Origin of the sequence: Natronococcus occultus SP4, from assembly GCF_000328685.1 — an archaeon.
In the GTDB taxonomy this organism is placed as follows: Archaea; Halobacteriota; Halobacteria; order Halobacteriales; family Natrialbaceae; genus Natronococcus; species Natronococcus occultus.
Window position 1 is genome coordinate 2,337,921 of record NC_019974.1, and the last position, 19,321, is coordinate 2,357,241.

The following is a 19,321-nucleotide window of genomic DNA, read 5'->3' on the forward strand; positions in this document are numbered from 1 at the left end:
AAGAGTGTGTGCACTCACCATGGGTCTTGTAGACAGATTGAAAGCAATCGGACCGGGCGCGCTCGTGGCGGCGGCGTTCGTCGGTCCGGGGACTGTCACGACTGCGAGCGTCCTCGGCGCGGAGTACGCCTACGTGCTGGTGTGGACGATCGCGTTCTCAATCCTGGCGACGATGGTGCTCCAGGAGATGAGCGCGCGCCTCGGCCTGATCACCAGCGAGGGACTGGGCGAGGCGTTTCGAAGCGAGTTCGAAAACCCCCTCGCGAAGGGGGCGACGGTCGCGCTCGTCGTGAGCGCGATCGGGATCGGAACGGCGGCGTTCCAGACCGGCAACATCGTCGGCGGCGCCGCCGGCCTCGCGACGATCACCGGCGTCAGCGAGAACGTCTGGGGACCGCTGATGGGATTGGTCGCCGCCGCGTTGCTCTGGACGGGTAACTACAAGCTGATCGAGCGGGTGTTCGTCGGCCTCGTGGTGGTCATGGGGCTCGCGTTCGTTATCAACGCGATCATGGTCCGCCCGGACCTCGGGGCGCTCGGAAGCGGACTCGTCCCGACGATCCCCGACGGCTCGGCGTACCTGATCGCAGGCCTCATCGGGACCACCGTCGTCGGCTACAACCTGTTCCTGCATGCAAGCACCGTCCAGGAGCGCTGGGACGGGGCGGGCGATCTGGCCGAGTGTCGCACCGACACGATCGCGATGGTCGCCGTCGGCGGCGTCATCACGACCTCGATCGTCGTCACGGCAGCCGCGGTGTTTCCCGAGGGGACACAGATCGCCGACGTCGGCGAGATGGCCGACCAGCTCGAGCCCGTCTTCGGCGGCTACGCGCTGACGCTTTTCGCGATCGGGCTCTTTGCCGCCGGCTTCACGAGTTCGATGAGCGCGCCGCTGGCCGGCGCCTACGCGACCGCCGGCGCGCTGGGCTGGGAGCGGGACCTGCAGTCGACCCGGTTCCGGGCGATCTGGGGGACGATCCTCGGCGTCGGCATCGTCTTCTCGGCGCTCGACTACAACCCCGTCGAGGTGATCGTCTTCGCGCAGGTGGCCAACGGCCTGCTGCTCCCGATCCTCGCGGTCTTCCTCATCTACGCGATGAACAACGACGAACTGCTCGGCGAGTACACGAACAGCACGCTCCAGAACGTCCTCGGCGGACTCGTCACGCTCGTCGTGATCGGCATCGGGCTGCAGACGCTCTACGACGTCCTGATACTATGAACGACGCATCCGACACACCAGAGAAATCCATGGCATCGAACCACGCTCCGTCCACCCCGACGCTGACCGACGGGAGCGGAGAAACGACCACCGACCGGACTACCCGGATCGGCGTCGACGTCGGCGGCACCTTCACCGACGTCGCGCTGTCGGTCGACGACCGCCTCGTCACGGCGAAGGTCCCGACGACGACCGACCAGCAACACGTCGGCGTCCTCGAGGGGATCGCGAAGGCCTGCGACGAGGCGGGGATCGACCCGAGCGAGATCGACGCCTTCGCCCACGCGATGACCGTCTCGGTCAACGCCCTGCTCGAGCGGGGCGGCGCCCGAACGGCCCTCGTCACGACGGCGGGCTTTCGGGACGTCCTCGAGATCGGCCGCCAGGACCGACCCGACCTGTACGATCTGGAGGCCGAGAAACCCGACCCGCTCGTCCCGCGGCGACGGCGCTTCGAAGTCGACGAGCGCACGACCGCCGACGGTGTCGAGCGACCGGTCGATCCCGACGAGGTTCGAGAGCTCGCGGCGACGCTGCGGGAGCGGGACGTCGAAAGCGTCGCGGTCTGTCTGCTCCACGCCTACGCCGACGCCGAGAACGAACGACGCGTCGCCGCGATCCTCCGCGAGGAGCTCGACGTTCCGGTGTCGGCCTCCCACGACGTCCTCGCGGAGTTCCGCGAGTTCGAGCGCACCTCGACAACGGCCGTCGACGCCTACGTCCGGCCCGCGATCGACCGCTACGTGGGGCGGCTGGTCGAGGAGGCTGCCGACGCGGGGATTCCGGCCCCACAGATCATGCAGGCCAACGGCGGGATCGCCGACCCCGAGACGGTCCGCGAGCACGCGGTAACGACGACGCTGTCGGGGCCGGCCGCGGGCGTCGTCGGGGCCGCGGCGACCGTCGACGACGCCGACCTCGAGGGGCTCGTCACCTTCGACATGGGCGGGACCTCGAGTGACGTGAGCCTCGTCCGGGACGGCGAGGCCGAGCGGACGACCGACGCCGAGATCGACGGACTGCCGATCCGGACGCCGATGGTCGACGTCAACACCGTCGGCGCGGGCGGTGGTTCGATCGCCTGGGTCGACGCCGGCGGCGCGCTCCGGGTTGGGCCGCGATCCGCGGGCGCCGAACCCGGCCCCGCCTGCTACGGGAGAGGCGGAACCGAGCCGACCGTCACCGACGCCAACGTCGTTCTGGGCTACATCGGTCCCGAGACCGCGCTCGGCGGGGAGATGACCCTCGACGTCGACGCGGCCCGCGAGGCGCTCGCGGGACTCGCCGACGAGGCCGGCCTCGAGAGCGCGCTCGAGGCCGCACGCGGCGTCTACCGGGTCGCGAACGCGACGATGACCCGAACCATCCGCTCGGTGACCGTCGAGCGCGGCCACGACCCCCGCGAGTTCGCGCTCGTCGCCTTCGGCGGCGCGGGGCCGATGCACGCCGCCGCGCTGGCCGACTCGCTCGAGGTCGACCGCGTCGTCGTCCCCCGACCCGGGGGCGTCCTCTCGGCCTTCGGTCTACTGGCGGCCGACGAGGGGTACGACGCGGCTCGAACCGTCCGCACGCCGCTTGCCGCGGCCGAGCCGGACCGAATCGAGGACGTTTACGACGAACTGGTCGCGGACGTCCTCGACGACGCCACCGAGCCCGACGCCGCGAGGGTCGAGCGCGCGGCCGACTGCCGGTACGCGGGACAGAGCTTCGAGCTGACGGTACCCGTCGGCGAGTCGTTCGATCCGAACGCGGTCGGAGAGCGGTTCCACGCGGCTCACGAGCGGGCCTACGGCTACCGGATGGACGAGGACGTCGAGGTCGTCACGCTGCGGGCGTCGGCGACCGTCGCGGGCGCCTCGCCGACCGTCCGCCACGAGGGGGCCGGCGACGCCCGACTGGGCACACGGGAGGCTCACTTTCCTGACGGCGGCACGGCGGAGGCGACCGTCTACGACCGCGACGGGCTGGCGCCCGGCGCGACCGTTACGGGGCCCGCGGTGCTCGAACAGGCCGAAAGTACGACCGTCGTCCCGCCCGAATGGGAGGGCGACGTCCACGAGGACGGAACGCTCGCGATGACGCGCACGGAGGCAGACCGATGACCCGAAGCCACGACGAGACCGACGACGGGATCGACCCGGTGACCCTGGAAGTGCTGCGCAACCAGCTCGAGGGCGTCGCCGAGGAGATGGGCCAGACCCTCATTCGGGGAGCATACTCCCCGAACATCAAGGAACGACGGGACTGCTCGACGGCGCTGTTCGACGCCGACGGGCGGATGATCGCCCAGGCCGAGCACATCCCCGTCCACCTGGGCGCGATGCCCCAGGCGGTCGACGCCGTCCGCGAGCACGATCCCGAACTGGGCGACGTGTTCGTCCTCAACGACCCCTTCGCCGGCGGCACCCATCTGCCGGACGTGACGATGGTGTCGCCGATCGGGTCGGATGGCGAGATCGTCGGTTACGCCGTCTCCCGGGCCCACCACGCCGACGTCGGCGGGATGGCCCCCGGCAGCATGCCAGCTGGAGCCCGCGAGATCTACCAGGAGGGGCTCCGACTGCCGCCCACGCGGCTCGTCGCGGACGGCGAGATCCGCGAGGACGTCCGGGCGCTGGTGCTCGCGAACGTCCGCAACCCCAAGGAGCGACGGGCGGATCTGCGGGCCCAGCTCGCGGCCAACGACCGCGCGGCCGAGCGCGTAGCCGATCTGTTCGACGAGCACGGCCGCGAGACGGTCCTGGAGGGGTTCGACGCCGTGATCGACTACTCCGCCGACCGGATGCGCGACCAGGTGCGGGCGCTGCCCGACGGCACCTACGAGGCGACCGACGTCCTCGAGGGCGACGGGATCACCGACGAGGACGTCGAGATCAGCGTGGCGGTGACCGTCGACGGCGAGGCGATCGAAGTCGACTTCACGGGGACGGCGGCCCAGCTCGAGGGGAACCTCAACGCGCCCCTCGCCGTGGCGACGAGCGCGGTCTACTTCGTCGTTCGCTGCGTCACCGACCCCGAGATCCCGCCGAACGAGGGCTGTTACGAGCCCGTCTCGGTTCGAGCCCCCGAGGGGTCGCTGCTGAATCCCGAGGCGCCCGCGGCCGTCGTCGGGGGGAACGTCGAGACCAGCCAGCGGGTGACCGACGTCGTCTTCGCGGCCCTCGCGGAGGCGGCGCCCGATCGGGTTCCCGCGGGGAGCCAGGGGACGATGAACAACCTCACCGTCGGCGCCCGCGACGGCTCCTTTACGTACTACGAGACGATCGGCGGCGGGTTCGGCGCGCGAGCAGAGCGGGACGGGATGGATGGCGTCCAGGTCGGGATGACCAACACGCTCAACACGCCCGTCGAGTCGATCGAGACGGAGTACCCGCTCCGCGTGGAACGCTACGGTTTCCGGCCCGACAGCGGCGGTCGCGGCCGACAGCGGGGCGGGCTGGGACTCGAGCGAGCGCTCACCGTCGAGACCGAGGCGACCGTCTCCCTGCTGACCGAGCGCCGGCGCCACGCCCCGAGCGGCGTCGCGGGCGGCGAGGACGGCGCCCGCGGCGAGAATCTGATCGACGGCGAGTCGGTGCCCGCGAAGACGACCGTCGACGTCGAGGCCGGAACCACGGTAACGGTCCGGACGCCCGGCGGGGGCGGCCACGGCGACCCCGACGAGCGCGACGCGGCGGCCCTCGAGGCGGACCGCGCCGACGGAAAGATCGACGACGAGGACGGCGCCGATGAGTGAGCGGACGGGCGATCGAACGGTTCGGCTGGGGCTGATCGTCCCCTCGTCGAACACCACCGCGGAACCCGAGTTCCGCCGGTTCGGACCCGACGGGGCGACGGTCCACGCGGCGCGGATGCCCCTCGAATCGGTCACCGTCGACGAGCTCGACGCGATGAGCGACGACGCGGTTCGGGCGGCCGAACTGCTCGCCCACGCCGACGTCAACGCGGTCGCGTACGCCTGCACGACGGGGAGCCTGATCCACGGCCCGGGGTTCGACGCCGAACTCGAGGCCGACCTGGAGGCCGCGGCGGGCGTCCCCGCCGTCGCGACGGCCCGATCGGTGGTCCGGGCGCTCGAGGCGCTCTCGGCCGATCGGATCGCCGTCGCGACACCCTACACCGACGTCCTCGACGAGAAGGAGCGGTCGTTCCTCGAGGCGGCCGGTTTCGAGGTCGCGACGATCGACGGCCGCGGGATCGCGGCCAACACCGAGATCGGCGCGCTCGAGCCCGCGGACGCGCGCCGGCAGGTGCTCGCACTCGACGCCGACGGCGTCCTCGAGGACGTCGACGCCGTCTTCCTCTCGTGTACGAACTACCGGTCGCTGGCGGCGGTGCCGGAACTCGAGGCCGAACTCGGCGTTCCGGTCGTCACGAGCAACGGGGCGACGCTGTGGGACGTCTGCCGCGCGGCCGACGCGAGGGTCGAGGCTCCCGGACGGCTCTTCGAGCGGGCGTAGGTCGCGGCGTCGCGCTCGCGGTGCTTATATCCCGGGCCGCGACTACGGCTACACATGTTCGATACACGTCCCGACCGCGAGGCGGAGGTCGCCCTCGTCGGTCGCTCGAACGTGGGCAAATCCACGCTCATGCGCGAGATCACCGGCCACAGCTTCGACACCGGGGGCAAGCCCGGCGTCACCCGCGAACCGAACCACTTCGACTGGACCGCCGAGGACTTCGTCGTCACCGACCTCCCCGGCTTCGGCTTCATGAGCGGCGTCGACGAGGACCGTCGCGAGCAGATCAAGACGGACATCGTCCGCTACCTCGAGGAGTACGCCGACAACGTCCTCGTTGGGATCCTGGTCGTCGACGGGAAGAGCGTTATCGACATCATCGACCGCCACTCGGGGCCCGACGAGATTCCCTACGACGTCGAGATGTTTCACTTCCTGCGCGATCTGGATATTCCGACGGTCGTCGCGGTCAACAAGATGGACAAGGTCGACGACCGCGACGAGCGACTGAACGAGCTCTGCGATCGGCTGGGGCTGCTCCCGCCCTGGAAGCAGTGGCAGGAGACCATCGCACCGATCACGGCCAAGAAGGGCCGAATCGAGCCGCTGAACGAGGCCGTTCGTACCCACCTCCACGAGCAGAACCGGGACGACCTCTTCAAGTTCTTCTGACCGCGTCCTCGGCGTCGCTCCCCGGGCTTCGTGTGTCCGTCGTCTCCCGTCTCCACGGCGTCGTCTCTCGTGCCCGCGGCGGCGTCTCGTGCCAGAAGGCCGATGGCACGTGCTGGCTCTCGGCACGATTCTCGGCCGTTCCTGGCGCCTTCCCGACGGTTAACCGGACGATAATTATAGCCCGAACGGGACGTCCTCGAGTATGGACGACGATCGAGGGGCCGGAGCCGCGGCCCTGGAGACCCAGACCACGCGCCGCGGGCTCTTCGGGCTCGCCGCGGGCGGGCTGCTCGCGTTGACCGGAACCGGGGCGGGCGCCGCCAGCACCGCGGACGAGGAGACCAGCGGGAAAGTCGTGTTTATCTACGACGACAGCTGGCGCGAGGACTGGGACCAGACGTTCCCGGTTCACCAGGAGAAAGACGCACCGGCCTGCTGTGCCGCGGTAACGGAGTACGTCGACACGAGTTGGGGGCTGCTCCCGGAACACCTCCGGGAGATGGAGGAGTCGGGATGGGAGATCATGTCACACACTTCGGCTCACGACGTCGTCGGTAACCTCTATCTCACCGAACCCGCCGAGCCGGAGGACGATCGGCTCGCGGTAGACGGCAGCTTTCTGACCGATCACGACGGCGAACCGATCGTTATCGGGACCGACGGTGGAACCGTCGAGAACGTCATCGCCGGCGGCGGCGAGGACGACGACGGCTTTTTCCTCGACCTCGAGGAGCCGGTCGGCGAGGCGTTCGCGGCCGAGGAGACGTTCGTCCGCTTTACCGACGAGCGGATCCGCAAGGAGGTCGTCGGCTCGAAAGAAGAACTCGAGGAGATGGGCGTCGACGTCGACTACTTCGTCTCCCCGTTCGGTCGCAGCGAGGGTCTCGTCGAGGAGCTCGTCGGGGAACACTACGCCGGCTTCGCGAACCGCGAGGGCGACGGACTGAACGGGCTCGCGAACCTCGATCCCTACGATCTCGGGCGGACGAGCATCGACGGCCGATCCTCGAGCCGGGCCGACATCGAGACCTTCTACGATCAGGTCGCCGCCGGCGACTATCTCGGAATCGTCGTCGGTCACAGCCAGTTCGAGGAGACGACCGAGGAACGGGTCCGTTTCGCGATCCAGGAAGCACGGGAGCGCGACCTCGAGATCGTCACGCTCCGGGAGGCGCTTTCGGCACACGGGGTCGGTCCCGACGAGGTGCTCGGAGCCGACGACGAGGAGTCGACCGAGGACGCAAACGGTGACGACGGAGCCGAGTCCAACGGCGACAACGGGGATGACGAGGGCGAGGCGCGCACCGAGGAGGAAACTGTCGGCTCGGCGATCCGGGAGAACGGTCCCTCGATCGCCGCCGGAACGGGGCTGCTCGCGACGATCGGGCTGGTGGGACGGGCCGCCTACCGTCGACTCAACGGCTCGGACGGACCGAACTGAGCGGACGGCCGCACGTCGAGTCGACGTGAGAACGGGGTGGAAAACAGGTGTCACGGGCGACTCCCGCGAGCGTCGGCCGACGAGCGCCGGCGTCGCCTTCTTGAGTCGGGCCGTCGTCGGTGTCGACGATGGTCGAACTCGGACGGATTGTGGTCTGTCAGTACACTGGACGCGTCGTCGACGACGGGGAAGCGGGCGAGCCGTTCGACACCACCGACGCCGAACTCGCGCGGGAGGCGGGGATCTACCACGAGCACCGCAACTACGAACCCCTCGAGATCCGGGTCGGACAGGGCGAAGCCGTCCCCGGCGTCGAGCGCGCGTTACGGGAGTTCGAGGTCGATGACGAGGACGTCCCAGCAAAGACGACGATCCGTCTCGACCCCGAGGAGGCCTTCGGCGAGCACGATCCGGACTGGGTCGTCGAGCTACCGCTCGCGGAGATCGACGCCGACGAGACGGACGCGATCGAACCCGAGACGCCGGTCCGGGACGACGACGGGAAACGCGGCTGGATCACCGCGATCGACGACGGGACCGCCACCGTCGACTTCAATCACGAACTGGCCGGCGTCCCCGTCGAGATCGAACTCGACGTCCTCGAGATCCGCGACGGGAGCTCGGCGACTCCCGAGTGACGGCGTGGGCTTTCGTGCTGGTCACTGTCAACGGTACGATTGATCGGCAGCTCGCCGGTCGAACGACGGCTGCCGTGGCGTTCAGTCGAGTTCAGTCGGATCGACTTCCGGCAGCGTAATGAGGTTCTCCCGGCCGATACGGAGCTTCTCGATATCGCCGTCGTCGGCCATCTGGGAAAGCAGCTGCGAGACCTTCGCGTTCGACCAGCCGGTCTCGGAGACGATCGACCCCTGTTTCATCCGCCCGCCGTTTTGCCTGAGTAGTCTGAGGACCCGCTCCTCGTCGCTCAACAGCTCGAGATCGACCGCGTCGGCGTCGTCAGCGCTCGAGTCCTCGGCGTACGCGAACGTCTGCCCTGCCGGCTCGTCGGTCGATTCTCGGTAGGTGGTGTCGGTCACTGGCCCCCGTCGGGACGCGGAGTCGACCGGGCCGCGTCGTCGCTCGTCGCCTTTCGCCGATCGCTCGGCCGTCTCGTCGGCGCGGTCGCTCTCGTCGGAGGCGAGGACGGCGGCGGCAGTCGCCGACAGTCGGTTCGCTCCGACCCGCCGGATCAGCGCGTACCCCGCTACGCCGATCGCCGCGATGACGACGAGCGCGCCAACGAACAGTTCGGTGCTCGCGGGGAGCAACCCGCCGGTACTCCCGGTCGCTCCGTCACCGGCGCCACGGAGGAACGTCGTCTCGAGTTCGCCCTCGCTGAACTGGTACGGTCCGTCGACGACGAGCGCGCTATCCTGCGGGCTCACCGGGAGGTTGTAGTCGTGAAATCCGTAGTTCGCCGGCGACTGGATCACGAGCCGCTGATCGTCGGCGAGCGTCGATAGCCACGGACCGTCCGTGCCCTGAAACGCGTCGCCGACATGGACCCGGTTCCCGTCGACCGCCGCGAACCCGGTCCAGGTAAACGAGTACGTGAGGACGCCGACCATCGGCTCCGACTCGTCGCTCGCGGAGTCGCCGTCGTCGTACACCGCCGGCTCCTCCCAGCCGTCTTCCCGGAGTGTCATCTCTCGGTCCGTCGTCTCCTCGGCCGCCTCGACATGGGGCTCGAACAGCCCGCGGTCGTAGACATCCCCGCGTTCGCCGTCGCGGATCTCCTCGGCGTACTCGAGGAACGCGTCGGTCTCCTCGTCGTCGCTCAACAGGAACCGACTCTCGATCTGCCAGACGGCGTCCCCGCCTTCGGTGACGTTGATTCGGATCACCTGTGCGGGGTCGGTGGTCTCGAGGACGGAATCGTTCCCGACCGCGAACTGTGTCGATCGGTCCTGGGGCGAACTCGCCGATCCGTCGGCGGCCGCTACTGCCGGGACGACGGCGACCGAGCCGGCGAGGAGAACCACAAGGACGACTGACAAGACGGTCGAGATCCGCATGCATACCACCGTTATTCTCAGAGTAAAAAACACTTTCTATGAGAAATAAAACAGTACAGCACCGTTCGACCCGTCTCGGTCCCTCTCGGCCGATGCCGAGACCAGCAAGCCGGTCATATTTTATATCATGAGTTCTTACGGTGTATCGATGAAGCGTGCGATGGCCGTCCTTCTCGCGGGGCTGCTCGTCCTCTCGCTGCCGGCGGTCGCCGTCTCGGCGACCGATTCGAGTGAAACGGACGAGACTGCCCTCGAAACGGACGAGCCGAGCCAGCCGTTCGTCGAAACGAACGGAACGACGAACCGTCTCGATCCCGGCGCTGACCCGCGAAGCGAGCGCACCGAACACGGCGACGATCTCGGAACGACGCTGATGAGCGCCGACGACGAGCTCAGAGTCGACTACGAACAGGAGGCTATCGTCCGGAACGGGTTCGAGAACGCCTCGAGCGGGGATCGCGAGGAGATGGTCCAGCTGGGGTACGAACGACTGCAGGAACGGACCGACGTCCTCGAGGAGCGCGAACGAGCGGCAGTACGGGAACACGCGGCCGACGATCGGTCGACGACCAGACTGTTACAGACGTTCTCGCGGAACTATCACGAGTCGAGCGTGATCGCGAGCGCACTCGACGAACTGGTCGGGTACGCGGATCGGGTCCCGGAGTACTCGCTTTCGATCCGTGACGACAAGAGCGTCCTGGAGATGTATCGCACCGACGTCCGTTCACAGCTCGATGCGACGTCTGATCGAGGCGAGAGTGACCGAACGCACCTGGCCGTCAGAACCGCCGAAACCGGCTACTCCCTCTCCGTGCTCGATCGAAACTACGTTCGGGAGGCGACCCGGTTCGACAGCCGGAACGCGAGTCAGCCCGACCAGTTCAACGACATCACCGACGCACACGGAACGGCCCAGGAGCTGTACCCGTGGGTATTCGAGGCCGATCACGAAACCCACTCATCGATGGCCGAGAGCAGAACCGTCCAGCTGTACCGAATTCAGGCAATCCACGATCAGGGTCAGCTAACCGCGTATCTCGACGGCGGAACGGGTACGGTCCACCGAGAGCTGCAAACCCTCGATCACGAGCAGTTGCCGCCGATCGACGACGATCGGTGGACCGAGGACGGCCTCGAGCTCTCGATAACCGAAACCGCCGCGAACGGCCCGGCCGAAGTGTCGGTCGCGGACGCCGACACCGGCGACCCGGTGGCAGCGACGGTCTCAATCGAGGGAGCGTTCGCCGGCGAAACGGGGTCGAGCGGATCGCTGTGGGTGCTTCCGCCCGACGGCGAGTTCGACCTGCGGGCCGACGCAGACGGCGACAGCGTCGCAGGGACGGTTTCGGACACCGACTCGTAGTCGTCGGTCCGACGGTTTATCTCGGAAGACGAGGCCAGCGGACGCGTAATGGGACTCCCGTTCACTCGATCACTCCGCGAGCGCGGCGTCGCGCCGGTAGTCGGCGTCGTGCTGTTGGTCGGGGTCACCGTCGCACTGGCGACGGTCGTCGCGGTCGCTATCGGCGGGCTGAGTCCGGACTCCGTCCAGACGACGGCGGCGTTCGAACTCAGGGCCGACGGCGAGGACGGGACGATCACCGTCGAGCACGTCGCCGGCGACCCGATCGACGTCGAGGAGCTCTCGGTGACGGTCGCGGTAAACGGCGATCCGCTTGCTCACCAGCCTCCGGTCCCGTTCACGGGAGCGACGGGCTTCGATCAGGCGCCAAGCGGCCCGTTCAACTCGGCGAGCGGGTCGAGCTGGACCACCGGTGAACGATCCACGCTCTCGATAGCGGGAACCAACGGCCCCGCGATCGAGCCTGGTGACACGGTCTCCGTGACACTCGCCGTCGACGGCCAGCGGATCGCTGCGCTCGAGACGACCGCCGACTAACTACTCGGGGGCGCGGGCGACCGTCGTGATCGCGACCTCGGGCTCGTACTCCGGCCCCATGAAGGCATGGCGGACGTCCTCGAAGCCGGCCCGCTTGAACATCCGATCGGCCTCGTACTCGTCGTAAAACAGCATCATCGCGTCGGCCAGCCGCTGTGCGATCGGGCTGTCCGGGTAGTTCGGACCGACGACGAGGACTTGGCCGCCGGGTTTCAACACGCGGCGAAACTCCCGGAGCGCGAGGATCGGGTTCGGCCAGTACTCGATCGAGCCCGACGACCAGACGACGTCGAACGTGTCGGTCGCGAACGGGAGCCGCTCGGCGTCGCCGCGGTGGAAGTGGACCGGCGGAGATCGCTTCCCGAACTTCGCGTAGGCCTGCTCGAGCTGGTGCTCGCTCTGGTCGAGAGCGTACACTTCCTCGACGTGCTCGAGCAGCCCCTCGGTGGCGAACCCGGTTCCACAGCCGACGTCGAGCACCGTCGACTCGGGTTCGAGATCGAGCAGTTCGAGGGCGTCAGTTCGCATCTGCTCGTTCCAGATGAACGGGTTGATTCGATCGTACACCGTCGAGAGGTACTTATAGAACAGCCGCGCCCGGGCCTTGTTCTCGAGAACTCCCATTGGAAACGGATTACGATCGAACCGGCATATGTCTGCTGTTCCCCGACGACTGCAGGAGATTCGGGGTCGACTTCTCCCATTGTGGATGCCGTTCGGCTGGGATACTTTCGCAACTACCATATACGCGTTGCTTCAAACTTCGCTTGCTTAGAGTATGCCGAGGCCACAGGTTCTCGAACGAATACAGTCGGCGGAGGAAGAGGCCGACGAAATCGTCGCACAGGCAGAAGACGACCGCGACGAGCGAATCGCCGAGGCCCGGAAACGCGCCGAGGAGATTCGCACGGAAGCGGAACAGGAGGCGCAGGATCTCAAGGAGCGTCGCCTCGAAGAGGCGCGCGACGAGATCGATGAGGAGTGCGAGCGCGTCCTTCGCGAGGGCGAACAGGAGCGCGAGGCGCTCGCCGAGCGTGCCCAGAGCCGGGTCGACGAGGTGACCGACTACGTCGTCGAACTGTTCCAGGAGGACGTTCATGCTCAGACCTGAGCGGATGAGCAAGGTCTCGGTGGCCGGTTCCAAGGGCGTCATGCCCACGGTCATCGAGACGATTCACGATCTGAATCTGGTTCATCTCTCGGACTACGACGGCTCGTGGGAGGGCTTTGATAACGGGACGCCGATCGAGGGGGCCGACGACGCTTCCGAGAAACTGGTTACTGTCCGCGCCCTGGAGAGCACCCTCGAGCTGTCGGCCGACGAGACGACCATCGGGTCGGTCGACGACGACTGGGAACAGCGACTCGAGGAAACGCGGACACGGGTCAACGAACTCGACGACAACCGCAGCGAGATCCGCGAAGAGCTCCGACAGGTCGAGGAGCGGCTCGACCGCGTCGAGCCCTTCGCGGAACTCGGGGTGGATCTCGATCTGCTCTCGGGCTACGAGACGGTCGACGTCGTTGTCGGCGAAGGACCCGCCAACGAGATCGAAGCCGCTCTCGAGACGGCCGACGAGATTCGGGCGTTCGAGACGTTTACTGGCGGTGACGTCGTCGCCATCGTGGCTGCACCCGCCGAGGACGTCGCTGCCGACGACGGCCTGATCGACGACGCGCTCGTCGGCGTCGAGTTTACGCGCCACGAGGTGCCCGAGACCGCCCGCACTCCGGAAGCGTACGTCGCCGAGCTCGAGGAGGAAAAGCGGGAACTGGAGTCTCGCACCGACGAGCTCGACGCGGAGCTCGAACGGATCAAGGCCAACGAAGGGTCGTTCCTGCTCGCGCTCGAGGCGGAACTGACCATCGAGGTCCAGCGTGCCGAAGCGCCCCTGCAGTTTGCGACGACCGACCGGGCGTTTATCGCCGAGGGATGGATTCCCACCGAGCAGTACGACGAGCTCGTTACCGCGTTGCGCGATACGGTCGGTGAAAGCGTCGAAATCGAGGAACTCGAGCGAGCCGAGTACGACGAGCACGAACACGGTTCCGTCGAGCACACCGACGACACGGAGACGGACACCGACGCCGACGCCGACTCCGACGAAGCGTCCTCGCCCAAGCAGAAGGCGGCGACCGACGGCGGACAGCCCACACGCGCCGATGGCGGCGGACACGGCAACCGTGCCGTAACGATGGACAGCGAGCCGCCGGTCAGGCTCGACAACCTCACGCCGGCAAAGCCGTTCGAGCTGATGGTGAAGATGGTCAGCCAGCCCAAGTACAGCGAGCTGGACCCAACCTTCTTCATCTTCCTGACCTACCCGTTCGCGTTCGGCTTCATGATCGGTGACATCGGCTACGGGATCCTCTACATGCTGATGGGCTGGGGAGCCTGGAAGGTCTTCGACTCCGACGCCGGCAAGGCCCTCGGTACTATCGGCATCTGGGCCGGTGTCTTCACGATCATCTTCGGGTATCTGTACGACGACATCTTCGGCGTCTATATGAGCGACCTGGGAATCCACCTGCCGCTTGCCGGCTCGCTCACCAAGGGTCTGCAACATCCCGAGAGCTGGGCGATGCTGTGGATCATCCTGAGCGTCGTGTTCGGGATCGTCCACCTCAACATCGGCCTGGTGCTGGGCTTCGTCAACGAGCTCAAACACAGCCTGAAGGCGGCCGTCATGGAGAAGTTCTCCTGGATCCTCGCGATGAACGGCCTGTTCCTCTGGCTGTTCAGCACCCACCTGGAGGGCCAGAAGCCCGACTTCCTCGTCGGGACCGAGAGCGTCCTCTACGAGACGGAGCAGTTCGCGCTCGGATTCGAAGGACTTCCGGAGATCGTCGGCCTCGCGGGGCTCGCGATGTTGCTCGTCGGCGTCGTCATGGTCGGCAGCGCCGAGGGCGTCGCCGGCCTCCTCGAGACGCCGGCCTGGGCGTTCGGTCACGTCCTCTCGTATCTCCGGATGGTCGCCGTCCTGCTCGCGAAGGGTGGGATGGCGTTCGTCGTGAACCTCCTGGTCTTCGGTGCTGCGGCCGACGAGACCGGCTACATGGAGTTCGCGTACTTCGACGCGCCGATGGCTCCCGAGGCTGGTGAAGTCGTCTTCGAAGGCCTCGTCTGGATCGGGCTCGACGGCGGCCCCATCGTGATGGCGCTGGCGCTGCTCGGCGCCGTCGTGGTGTTCGTCCTCGGTCACATCGTGGTCCTGCTGCTGGGGATCACCGCAGCCGGGATCCAGATGCTCCGCCTGGAGTACGTGGAGTTCTTCCAGAAGTTCTACGACGGCGGCGGCGAGGAGTACGATCCGTTCGGCCACGACGGCCAGTCCGCTCCGCAGGCGGACTGATCGCGCTGCTGTCGGTCGTTCTCACCGTTTTTGTCTCTCAGTCCGAGACGAGCTGTCTCGATACGTTTCGGTGTCGAAGATCATCGGTGAACGTTACCTTGGTAATAGATACCAGCTCTGGCTGAATCGGTGGGATAGCACGGCTCCGTCGATTCGTTTCGAGAGTTTTATAGGGTGTGCAGAGACAGATACGCTTGTTCGGAGCAATCGACCCACAGAGAACATCTATAACCCATGATGGAAGAACTTGTACTCGCGACCGAGACCGTGCTACAGAATGGAGCCGTCGAAGAGTCCCCGTTCCTGACCGATGAAGGTGCAGCCGCCCTCGCCGTCGGTCTGTCGGCGCTCGCAGCCGGATACGCCGAGCGTGGTATCGGGGCCGCTGCAGTCGGCGCAATCGCGGAAGACGACGACCTCTTCGTGCCGGGCCTGATTATGACAGTCCTGCCGGAGACGCTCGTCATCTTCGCGCTCGTCGTCGTCTTCGTTATCTAAGCATACCCCCTTCTCCCACCAATGAGTTTGGACACAGTCGTCGAGGACATCAGAGAAGAGGCCCACGCGCGTGCGGAGGAACTGCGCGAAGAGGGCGAATCTCGCGCCGAGGAGATCATCTCGGAAGCCGAGGACGATGCCGACGAAATCCTCGAGGAGGCCGAGGGAAACGCCGAGCGCGAGATCGAGCAACTGCGTGAACAGCGACTCTCCAGTGCCAAACTGGAGGCGAAACAGAAACGCCTGGAGGCCAGACGCGACGTCCTCAGTGACGTCCGCGAGCACGTCGAAGCCGAACTCGCCAACCTCGAAGGCGAGACCCGCGAGGAGCTTACGCGAGCACTCGTCGAGACATCCAGCGCCGAGTTCGAGAACGCAGACACCGTTCGCGTCTACGGCCGTGCTGACGACGAGGAGCTGATCGAGTCGATTCTCGAGGATTACGACGGCTACGAGTACGCCGACGAATACGACTGTCTCGGCGGCGTCGTCGTCGAAAGCGACCAATCCCGCGTTCGAGTCAACAACACCTTCGACTCGGTGCTCGAGGACGTCTGGGAGGACAACCTCCAGGAGATCAGCAACCGGCTCTTCGAGCAATGAGCTTAGGCGCCTCGAACACGGAATACGTCAGCGCTCGTGTCCGTGCACGCAAAGCAGCGCTGTTCACGGACGAGGATTATCGCAAACTCGTCCGTATGGGGCCAAGCGGAATCGCACGCTTTATGGAGGAGTCGGAGTACGAACGCGAGATCAACGAACTCGGTGCGCGGTTTTCGGGTGTCGACCTGATCGAACACGCCCTCAACCGCAATCTCGCGAAACACTTCGGAGACCTGCTCGAGTGGTCCGAGGGTCGACTGTACGACCTCATCGCTCGGTATCTCCGAAAGTTCGACGTCTGGAACATCAAGACGATTATCCGTGGGATCTACACGGACACACCTGCCGAAGAGATCCGGACGGACCTGATTCGTGCTGGCGAACTCGAGGATGCGACGCTAGATCGGCTGCTCGAGGTCGAAGCGATCGAAGACGTCGTTGAACTGCTCGATGGGACGACCTACGCCGAGCCGCTCGAGGACGCCTCCGAGGAGTTCGAAGAAACGAACACGCTCGTTCCCCTCGAGAACGCTCTCGACCGGGAGTTCTACGAGCATCTGCTCGACGACCTCGGCCGCCCACAGGAAGGTCCGGAGGCCAAATACGTCGAGTTCCTCCAGGCCGAGATCGACTTCCGAAACGCACGAAACGCCCTGCGGCTTGCCCGCAGTGGCGCGGATCTGGATCCGGCCAGTTACTACATCGAAGGAGGTGTGCTGTTCGACGAGTCCGACCTCAACCAGCTTGTCGCCAACCCTGACGAGCTCGTCGATCACATCGCCGAGAGCAAGCGCTACGGCAACCGACTCTCGCAGGCGCTGTCACGGTTGCGCGATGCTGATAGCCTTATCCAGTTCGAGCACGCACTAGACGCTGCGTTGCTCGAGTACGCTGACATGCTCTCGAGTATCTACCCGACCTCCGTGTCGGCCGTCCTGTCGTACATCCTCGCGAAGGAACGCGAGGTCGAGAACATCCGTGCGATCGCACGCGGCCGCGAGGTCGGGCTTTCCGAAAGCGAGATCGAGGAGGAACTGGTGATCCAATGAGCCAGGAAATCGCAGTCGTCGGCAGTCCGGAGTTCACCACCGGATTCCGCCTCGCGGGCGTTCGCCGCTTCGAGAACGTTCCCGAGGACGAGAAGGAGGAATCGCTCGACGACGCCGCGACGGCTGCCCTTGAGGACGAGGGGGTCGGGATCGTCGTCATGCACGACGACGACCTCGAGTACCTCTCGCGGGGCGTCCGTCAGGACGTCGAGACGAGCGTCGAACCGGTCGTCGTCACGATCGGTAGCGGAACCGGTGGCGGCGGGCTGCGCGACCAGATCAAGCGCGCGATCGGTATCGACCTCATGGACGAGGACGAGCAAGAGGACACGTAACTATGAGCCAGGCAGAAGACATCGAATCCGTCGACGAAGACGGTGTAATCGAAAGCGTGAGCGGTCCGGTCGTGACCGCCACGGACCTCGACGCCCGGATGAACGACGTCGTCTACGTCGGCGACGAAGGACTGATGGGCGAGGTCATCGAGATCGAAGGGAACCTGACCACGATTCAGGTGTACGAGGAGACCTCCGGTGTTGGTCCGGGAGAACCCGTCGAGAACACGGGCGAGCCGCTCTCGGTCGACCTCGGACCTGGGATGCTAAACGCCATCTACGACGGCGTCCAGCGTCCCCTCGACGAGCTCGAGGAGAAGATGGGGTCGGCGTTTCTCGACCGTGGGGTCGACGCGCCCGGCATCGACTTCGAGAAGGAGTGGGAGTTCACTCCCTCCGTCGCCGAGGGCGAGATCGTCGAACCCGGCGACGTGATCGGCGAGGTCCCCGAGACGGAGAGTATCACCCACAAGGTGATGGTGCCGCCGAACTACGAGGGCGGGGAGATCACCTCGATCGAGCGCGGCGAGTTCACGGTCGACGAAGTGATCGCCGAACTCGACTCGGGCGAGGAGATCACGATGCACCAGGAGTGGCCCGTCCGCCGGGCCCGCCCGTCCGACGAGAAGGAGACGCCGACGGTGCCGCTGGTTTCGGGACAGCGGATCCTCGACGGCCTGTTCCCGATCGCGAAGGGCGGAACCGCGGCGATTCCCGGTCCCTTCGGCTCCGGAAAGACCGTCACCCAACACCAGCTCGCGAAGTGGGCCGACGCTGATATCGTCGTCTACGTCGGCTGTGGCGAGCGTGGCAACGAGATGACGGAAGTCATCGAGGACTTCCCCGAACTCGAGGACCCGAAGACGGGGAAGCCGCTGATGTCCCGGACGTGTCTCATCGCGAACACGTCCAACATGCCGGTGGCAGCCCGCGAGTCCTGTATCTACACGGGGATCACCATCGCAGAGTACTTCCGCGACATGGGCTATGACGTCGCGCTGATGGCAGACTCCACCTCCCGGTGGGCCGAGGCGATGCGAGAGATCTCGAGCCGACTCGAGGAGATGCCCGGCGAGGAGGGGTACCCCGCCTATCTCGCCGCGCGGCTCTCGGAGTTCTACGAGCGCGCCGGCAAGTTCCAGCTGATCAACGGCGACGAGGGATCGATTTCGGTCATCGGCGCCGTCTCCCCGCCCGGCGGGGACTTCTCGGAGCCGGTCACCCAGAACACGCTGCGTATCGTGAAGACGTTCTGGGCGCTCGACGCCGACCTCGCCGAGCGACGCCACTTCCCCTCGATCAACTGGAACGAGTCGTACTCGCTGTACCGCCAGCAGCTCGATCCGTGGTTCCGGGAGAACGTCGCCGACGACTGGCCCGAGCGACGCCAGTGGGCGATCGACGTCCTCGACGAGGAGGACGAGCTCCAGGAGATCGTTCAGCTCGTCGGGAAGGACGCCCTGCCGGAGGACCAGCAGCTGACCCTCGAGGTCGCTCGCTACCTGCGCGAGGCGTGGCTCCAGCAGAACGCGTTCCACGACGTCGACACCTACTGCGATCCGGAGAAGACCTACCGGATGCTCGGCGCGATCAAGACGTTCAACGACGAGGCGTTCGAGGCCCTCGAGGCCGGCGTTCCCGTCGAGGAGATCCAGGACGTCGACGCTGCACCCCAGCTCAACCGGATGGGCGTCGCCGACGACTGGAACGAGTTCATCGACGAGCTCGAATCGGATCTCAAAGAGCAGATCAGAGCACTGTACTAAC

Annotated in this window: 18 protein-coding genes; 16 read left to right on the top strand and 2 right to left on the bottom strand. The window is 66.5% G+C overall.

Features of this window, described 5'->3' with window-relative positions; translation table 11 throughout:
• Positions 1–19 precede the first annotated feature (19 nt).
• The 7 genes from NATOC_RS11665 to NATOC_RS11695 all read left to right on the top strand — a co-directional run bounded on the left by NATOC_RS11665 (position 20) and on the right by NATOC_RS11695 (position 8,436).
• A complete protein-coding gene (locus tag NATOC_RS11665; protein WP_015321652.1) occupies positions 20–1,225 on the top strand; it encodes an Nramp family divalent metal transporter in 1,206 nt (401 codons plus the stop codon).
• On the top strand, positions 1,222–3,327 hold the full coding sequence (locus NATOC_RS11670) for a hydantoinase/oxoprolinase family protein (RefSeq protein WP_015321653.1): 2,106 nt from the start codon (positions 1,222–1,224) through the stop codon (positions 3,325–3,327). The genes NATOC_RS11665 and NATOC_RS11670 overlap by 4 nt, the downstream gene beginning before the upstream one ends.
• Complete coding sequence (locus tag NATOC_RS11675) at positions 3,324–4,961, top strand: hydantoinase B/oxoprolinase family protein (RefSeq protein ID WP_015321654.1); 1,638 nt, start codon at positions 3,324–3,326, stop codon at positions 4,959–4,961. Before NATOC_RS11670 ends, NATOC_RS11675 begins: the two co-directional genes overlap by 4 nt.
• Positions 4,954–5,685, top strand: coding sequence for a maleate cis-trans isomerase family protein (locus NATOC_RS11680; protein WP_015321655.1), 732 nt, complete (start codon positions 4,954–4,956; stop codon positions 5,683–5,685). The genes NATOC_RS11675 and NATOC_RS11680 overlap by 8 nt, the downstream gene beginning before the upstream one ends.
• 54 nt (positions 5,686–5,739) lie before the next feature.
• Positions 5,740–6,357 (top strand): GTP-binding protein EngB, encoded by a 618-nt coding sequence (gene engB / locus NATOC_RS11685; RefSeq protein WP_015321656.1) that lies wholly within the window; start codon positions 5,740–5,742, stop codon positions 6,355–6,357.
• 202 nt (positions 6,358–6,559) lie between these two features.
• Positions 6,560–7,798: a polysaccharide deacetylase family protein gene (locus tag NATOC_RS11690; protein WP_015321657.1), complete on the top strand. Its 1,239-nt coding sequence runs from the start codon at positions 6,560–6,562 to the stop codon at positions 7,796–7,798.
• Between the two features lie 128 nt (positions 7,799–7,926).
• Positions 7,927–8,436 (top strand): FKBP-type peptidyl-prolyl cis-trans isomerase, encoded by a 510-nt coding sequence (locus NATOC_RS11695; RefSeq protein WP_015321658.1) that lies wholly within the window; start codon positions 7,927–7,929, stop codon positions 8,434–8,436.
• An 81-nt stretch (positions 8,437–8,517) separates the two neighbouring features.
• Here the strand turns inward: NATOC_RS11695 and NATOC_RS11700 are convergent, their stop codons facing one another.
• Positions 8,518–9,813: a helix-turn-helix transcriptional regulator gene (locus NATOC_RS11700; RefSeq protein WP_015321659.1), complete on the bottom strand. Its 1,296-nt coding sequence runs from the start codon at positions 9,811–9,813 to the stop codon at positions 8,518–8,520.
• A gap of 148 nt (positions 9,814–9,961) precedes the next feature.
• On the opposite strand from NATOC_RS11700, the gene NATOC_RS11705 reads away from it, so the two are divergent.
• On the top strand, positions 9,962–11,179 hold the full coding sequence (locus NATOC_RS11705; RefSeq protein ID WP_015321660.1) for a DUF7096 domain-containing protein: 1,218 nt from the start codon (positions 9,962–9,964) through the stop codon (positions 11,177–11,179).
• A 48-nt stretch (positions 11,180–11,227) separates the two neighbouring features.
• Positions 11,228–11,716, top strand: a complete 489-nt coding sequence (locus NATOC_RS11710) for a type IV pilin (protein WP_015321661.1) — start codon at positions 11,228–11,230, stop codon at positions 11,714–11,716.
• Here NATOC_RS11710 and NATOC_RS11715 read toward each other — a convergent pair whose 3' ends face one another.
• A complete protein-coding gene (locus NATOC_RS11715; RefSeq protein ID WP_015321662.1) occupies positions 11,717–12,340 on the bottom strand; it encodes a methyltransferase domain-containing protein in 624 nt (207 codons plus the stop codon).
• Between the two features lie 154 nt (positions 12,341–12,494).
• On the opposite strand from NATOC_RS11715, the gene ahaH reads away from it, so the two are divergent.
• The 7 genes from ahaH to NATOC_RS11750 all read left to right on the top strand — a co-directional run bounded on the left by ahaH (position 12,495) and on the right by NATOC_RS11750 (position 19,320).
• Positions 12,495–12,827: an ATP synthase archaeal subunit H gene (gene ahaH, locus NATOC_RS11720; protein ID WP_015321663.1), complete on the top strand. Its 333-nt coding sequence runs from the start codon at positions 12,495–12,497 to the stop codon at positions 12,825–12,827.
• Complete coding sequence (locus NATOC_RS11725) at positions 12,814–15,069, top strand: V-type ATP synthase subunit I (protein ID WP_015321664.1); 2,256 nt, start codon at positions 12,814–12,816, stop codon at positions 15,067–15,069. Before ahaH ends, NATOC_RS11725 begins: the two co-directional genes overlap by 14 nt.
• A 234-nt stretch (positions 15,070–15,303) precedes the next feature.
• Positions 15,304–15,567, top strand: a complete 264-nt coding sequence (locus tag NATOC_RS11730) for a hypothetical protein (RefSeq protein WP_015321665.1) — start codon at positions 15,304–15,306, stop codon at positions 15,565–15,567.
• A gap of 21 nt (positions 15,568–15,588) precedes the next feature.
• Entirely contained in the window at positions 15,589–16,170 is a 582-nt protein-coding gene (locus tag NATOC_RS11735; RefSeq protein WP_015321666.1) for a V-type ATP synthase subunit E, read from the top strand.
• Entirely contained in the window at positions 16,167–17,219 is a 1,053-nt protein-coding gene (locus NATOC_RS11740) for a V-type ATP synthase subunit C (RefSeq protein WP_015321667.1), read from the top strand. The genes NATOC_RS11735 and NATOC_RS11740 overlap by 4 nt, the downstream gene beginning before the upstream one ends.
• The gene (locus NATOC_RS11745; protein WP_015321668.1) at positions 17,216–17,554 is read left to right on the top strand and encodes a V-type ATP synthase subunit F; all 339 of its coding nucleotides are present in this window, start codon (positions 17,216–17,218) and stop codon (positions 17,552–17,554) included. The genes NATOC_RS11740 and NATOC_RS11745 overlap by 4 nt, the downstream gene beginning before the upstream one ends.
• A 2-nt stretch (positions 17,555–17,556) precedes the next feature.
• Positions 17,557–19,320, top strand: a complete 1,764-nt coding sequence (locus NATOC_RS11750; protein WP_015321669.1) for an ATP synthase subunit A — start codon at positions 17,557–17,559, stop codon at positions 19,318–19,320.
• Position 19,321: the final 1 nt, after the last annotated feature.

Coding starts and splice junctions, on each gene's coding strand:
- NATOC_RS11665 (WP_015321652.1), top strand. CDS start 20: ATGGGTCTTGTAGACAGATTGAAAGCAATCGGACCGGGCGCGCTCGTG.
- NATOC_RS11670 (WP_015321653.1), top strand. CDS start 1,222: ATGAACGACGCATCCGACACACCAGAGAAATCCATGGCATCGAACCAC.
- NATOC_RS11675 (WP_015321654.1), top strand. CDS start 3,324: ATGACCCGAAGCCACGACGAGACCGACGACGGGATCGACCCGGTGACC.
- NATOC_RS11680 (WP_015321655.1), top strand. CDS start 4,954: ATGAGTGAGCGGACGGGCGATCGAACGGTTCGGCTGGGGCTGATCGTC.
- engB (WP_015321656.1), top strand. CDS start 5,740: ATGTTCGATACACGTCCCGACCGCGAGGCGGAGGTCGCCCTCGTCGGT.
- NATOC_RS11690 (WP_015321657.1), top strand. CDS start 6,560: ATGGACGACGATCGAGGGGCCGGAGCCGCGGCCCTGGAGACCCAGACC.
- NATOC_RS11695 (WP_015321658.1), top strand. CDS start 7,927: ATGGTCGAACTCGGACGGATTGTGGTCTGTCAGTACACTGGACGCGTC.
- NATOC_RS11700 (WP_015321659.1), bottom strand. CDS start 9,813: ATGCGGATCTCGACCGTCTTGTCAGTCGTCCTTGTGGTTCTCCTCGCC.
- NATOC_RS11705 (WP_015321660.1), top strand. CDS start 9,962: ATGAAGCGTGCGATGGCCGTCCTTCTCGCGGGGCTGCTCGTCCTCTCG.
- NATOC_RS11710 (WP_015321661.1), top strand. CDS start 11,228: ATGGGACTCCCGTTCACTCGATCACTCCGCGAGCGCGGCGTCGCGCCG.
- NATOC_RS11715 (WP_015321662.1), bottom strand. CDS start 12,340: ATGGGAGTTCTCGAGAACAAGGCCCGGGCGCGGCTGTTCTATAAGTAC.
- ahaH (WP_015321663.1), top strand. CDS start 12,495: ATGCCGAGGCCACAGGTTCTCGAACGAATACAGTCGGCGGAGGAAGAG.
- NATOC_RS11725 (WP_015321664.1), top strand. CDS start 12,814: ATGCTCAGACCTGAGCGGATGAGCAAGGTCTCGGTGGCCGGTTCCAAG.
- NATOC_RS11730 (WP_015321665.1), top strand. CDS start 15,304: ATGATGGAAGAACTTGTACTCGCGACCGAGACCGTGCTACAGAATGGA.
- NATOC_RS11735 (WP_015321666.1), top strand. CDS start 15,589: ATGAGTTTGGACACAGTCGTCGAGGACATCAGAGAAGAGGCCCACGCG.
- NATOC_RS11740 (WP_015321667.1), top strand. CDS start 16,167: ATGAGCTTAGGCGCCTCGAACACGGAATACGTCAGCGCTCGTGTCCGT.
- NATOC_RS11745 (WP_015321668.1), top strand. CDS start 17,216: ATGAGCCAGGAAATCGCAGTCGTCGGCAGTCCGGAGTTCACCACCGGA.
- NATOC_RS11750 (WP_015321669.1), top strand. CDS start 17,557: ATGAGCCAGGCAGAAGACATCGAATCCGTCGACGAAGACGGTGTAATC.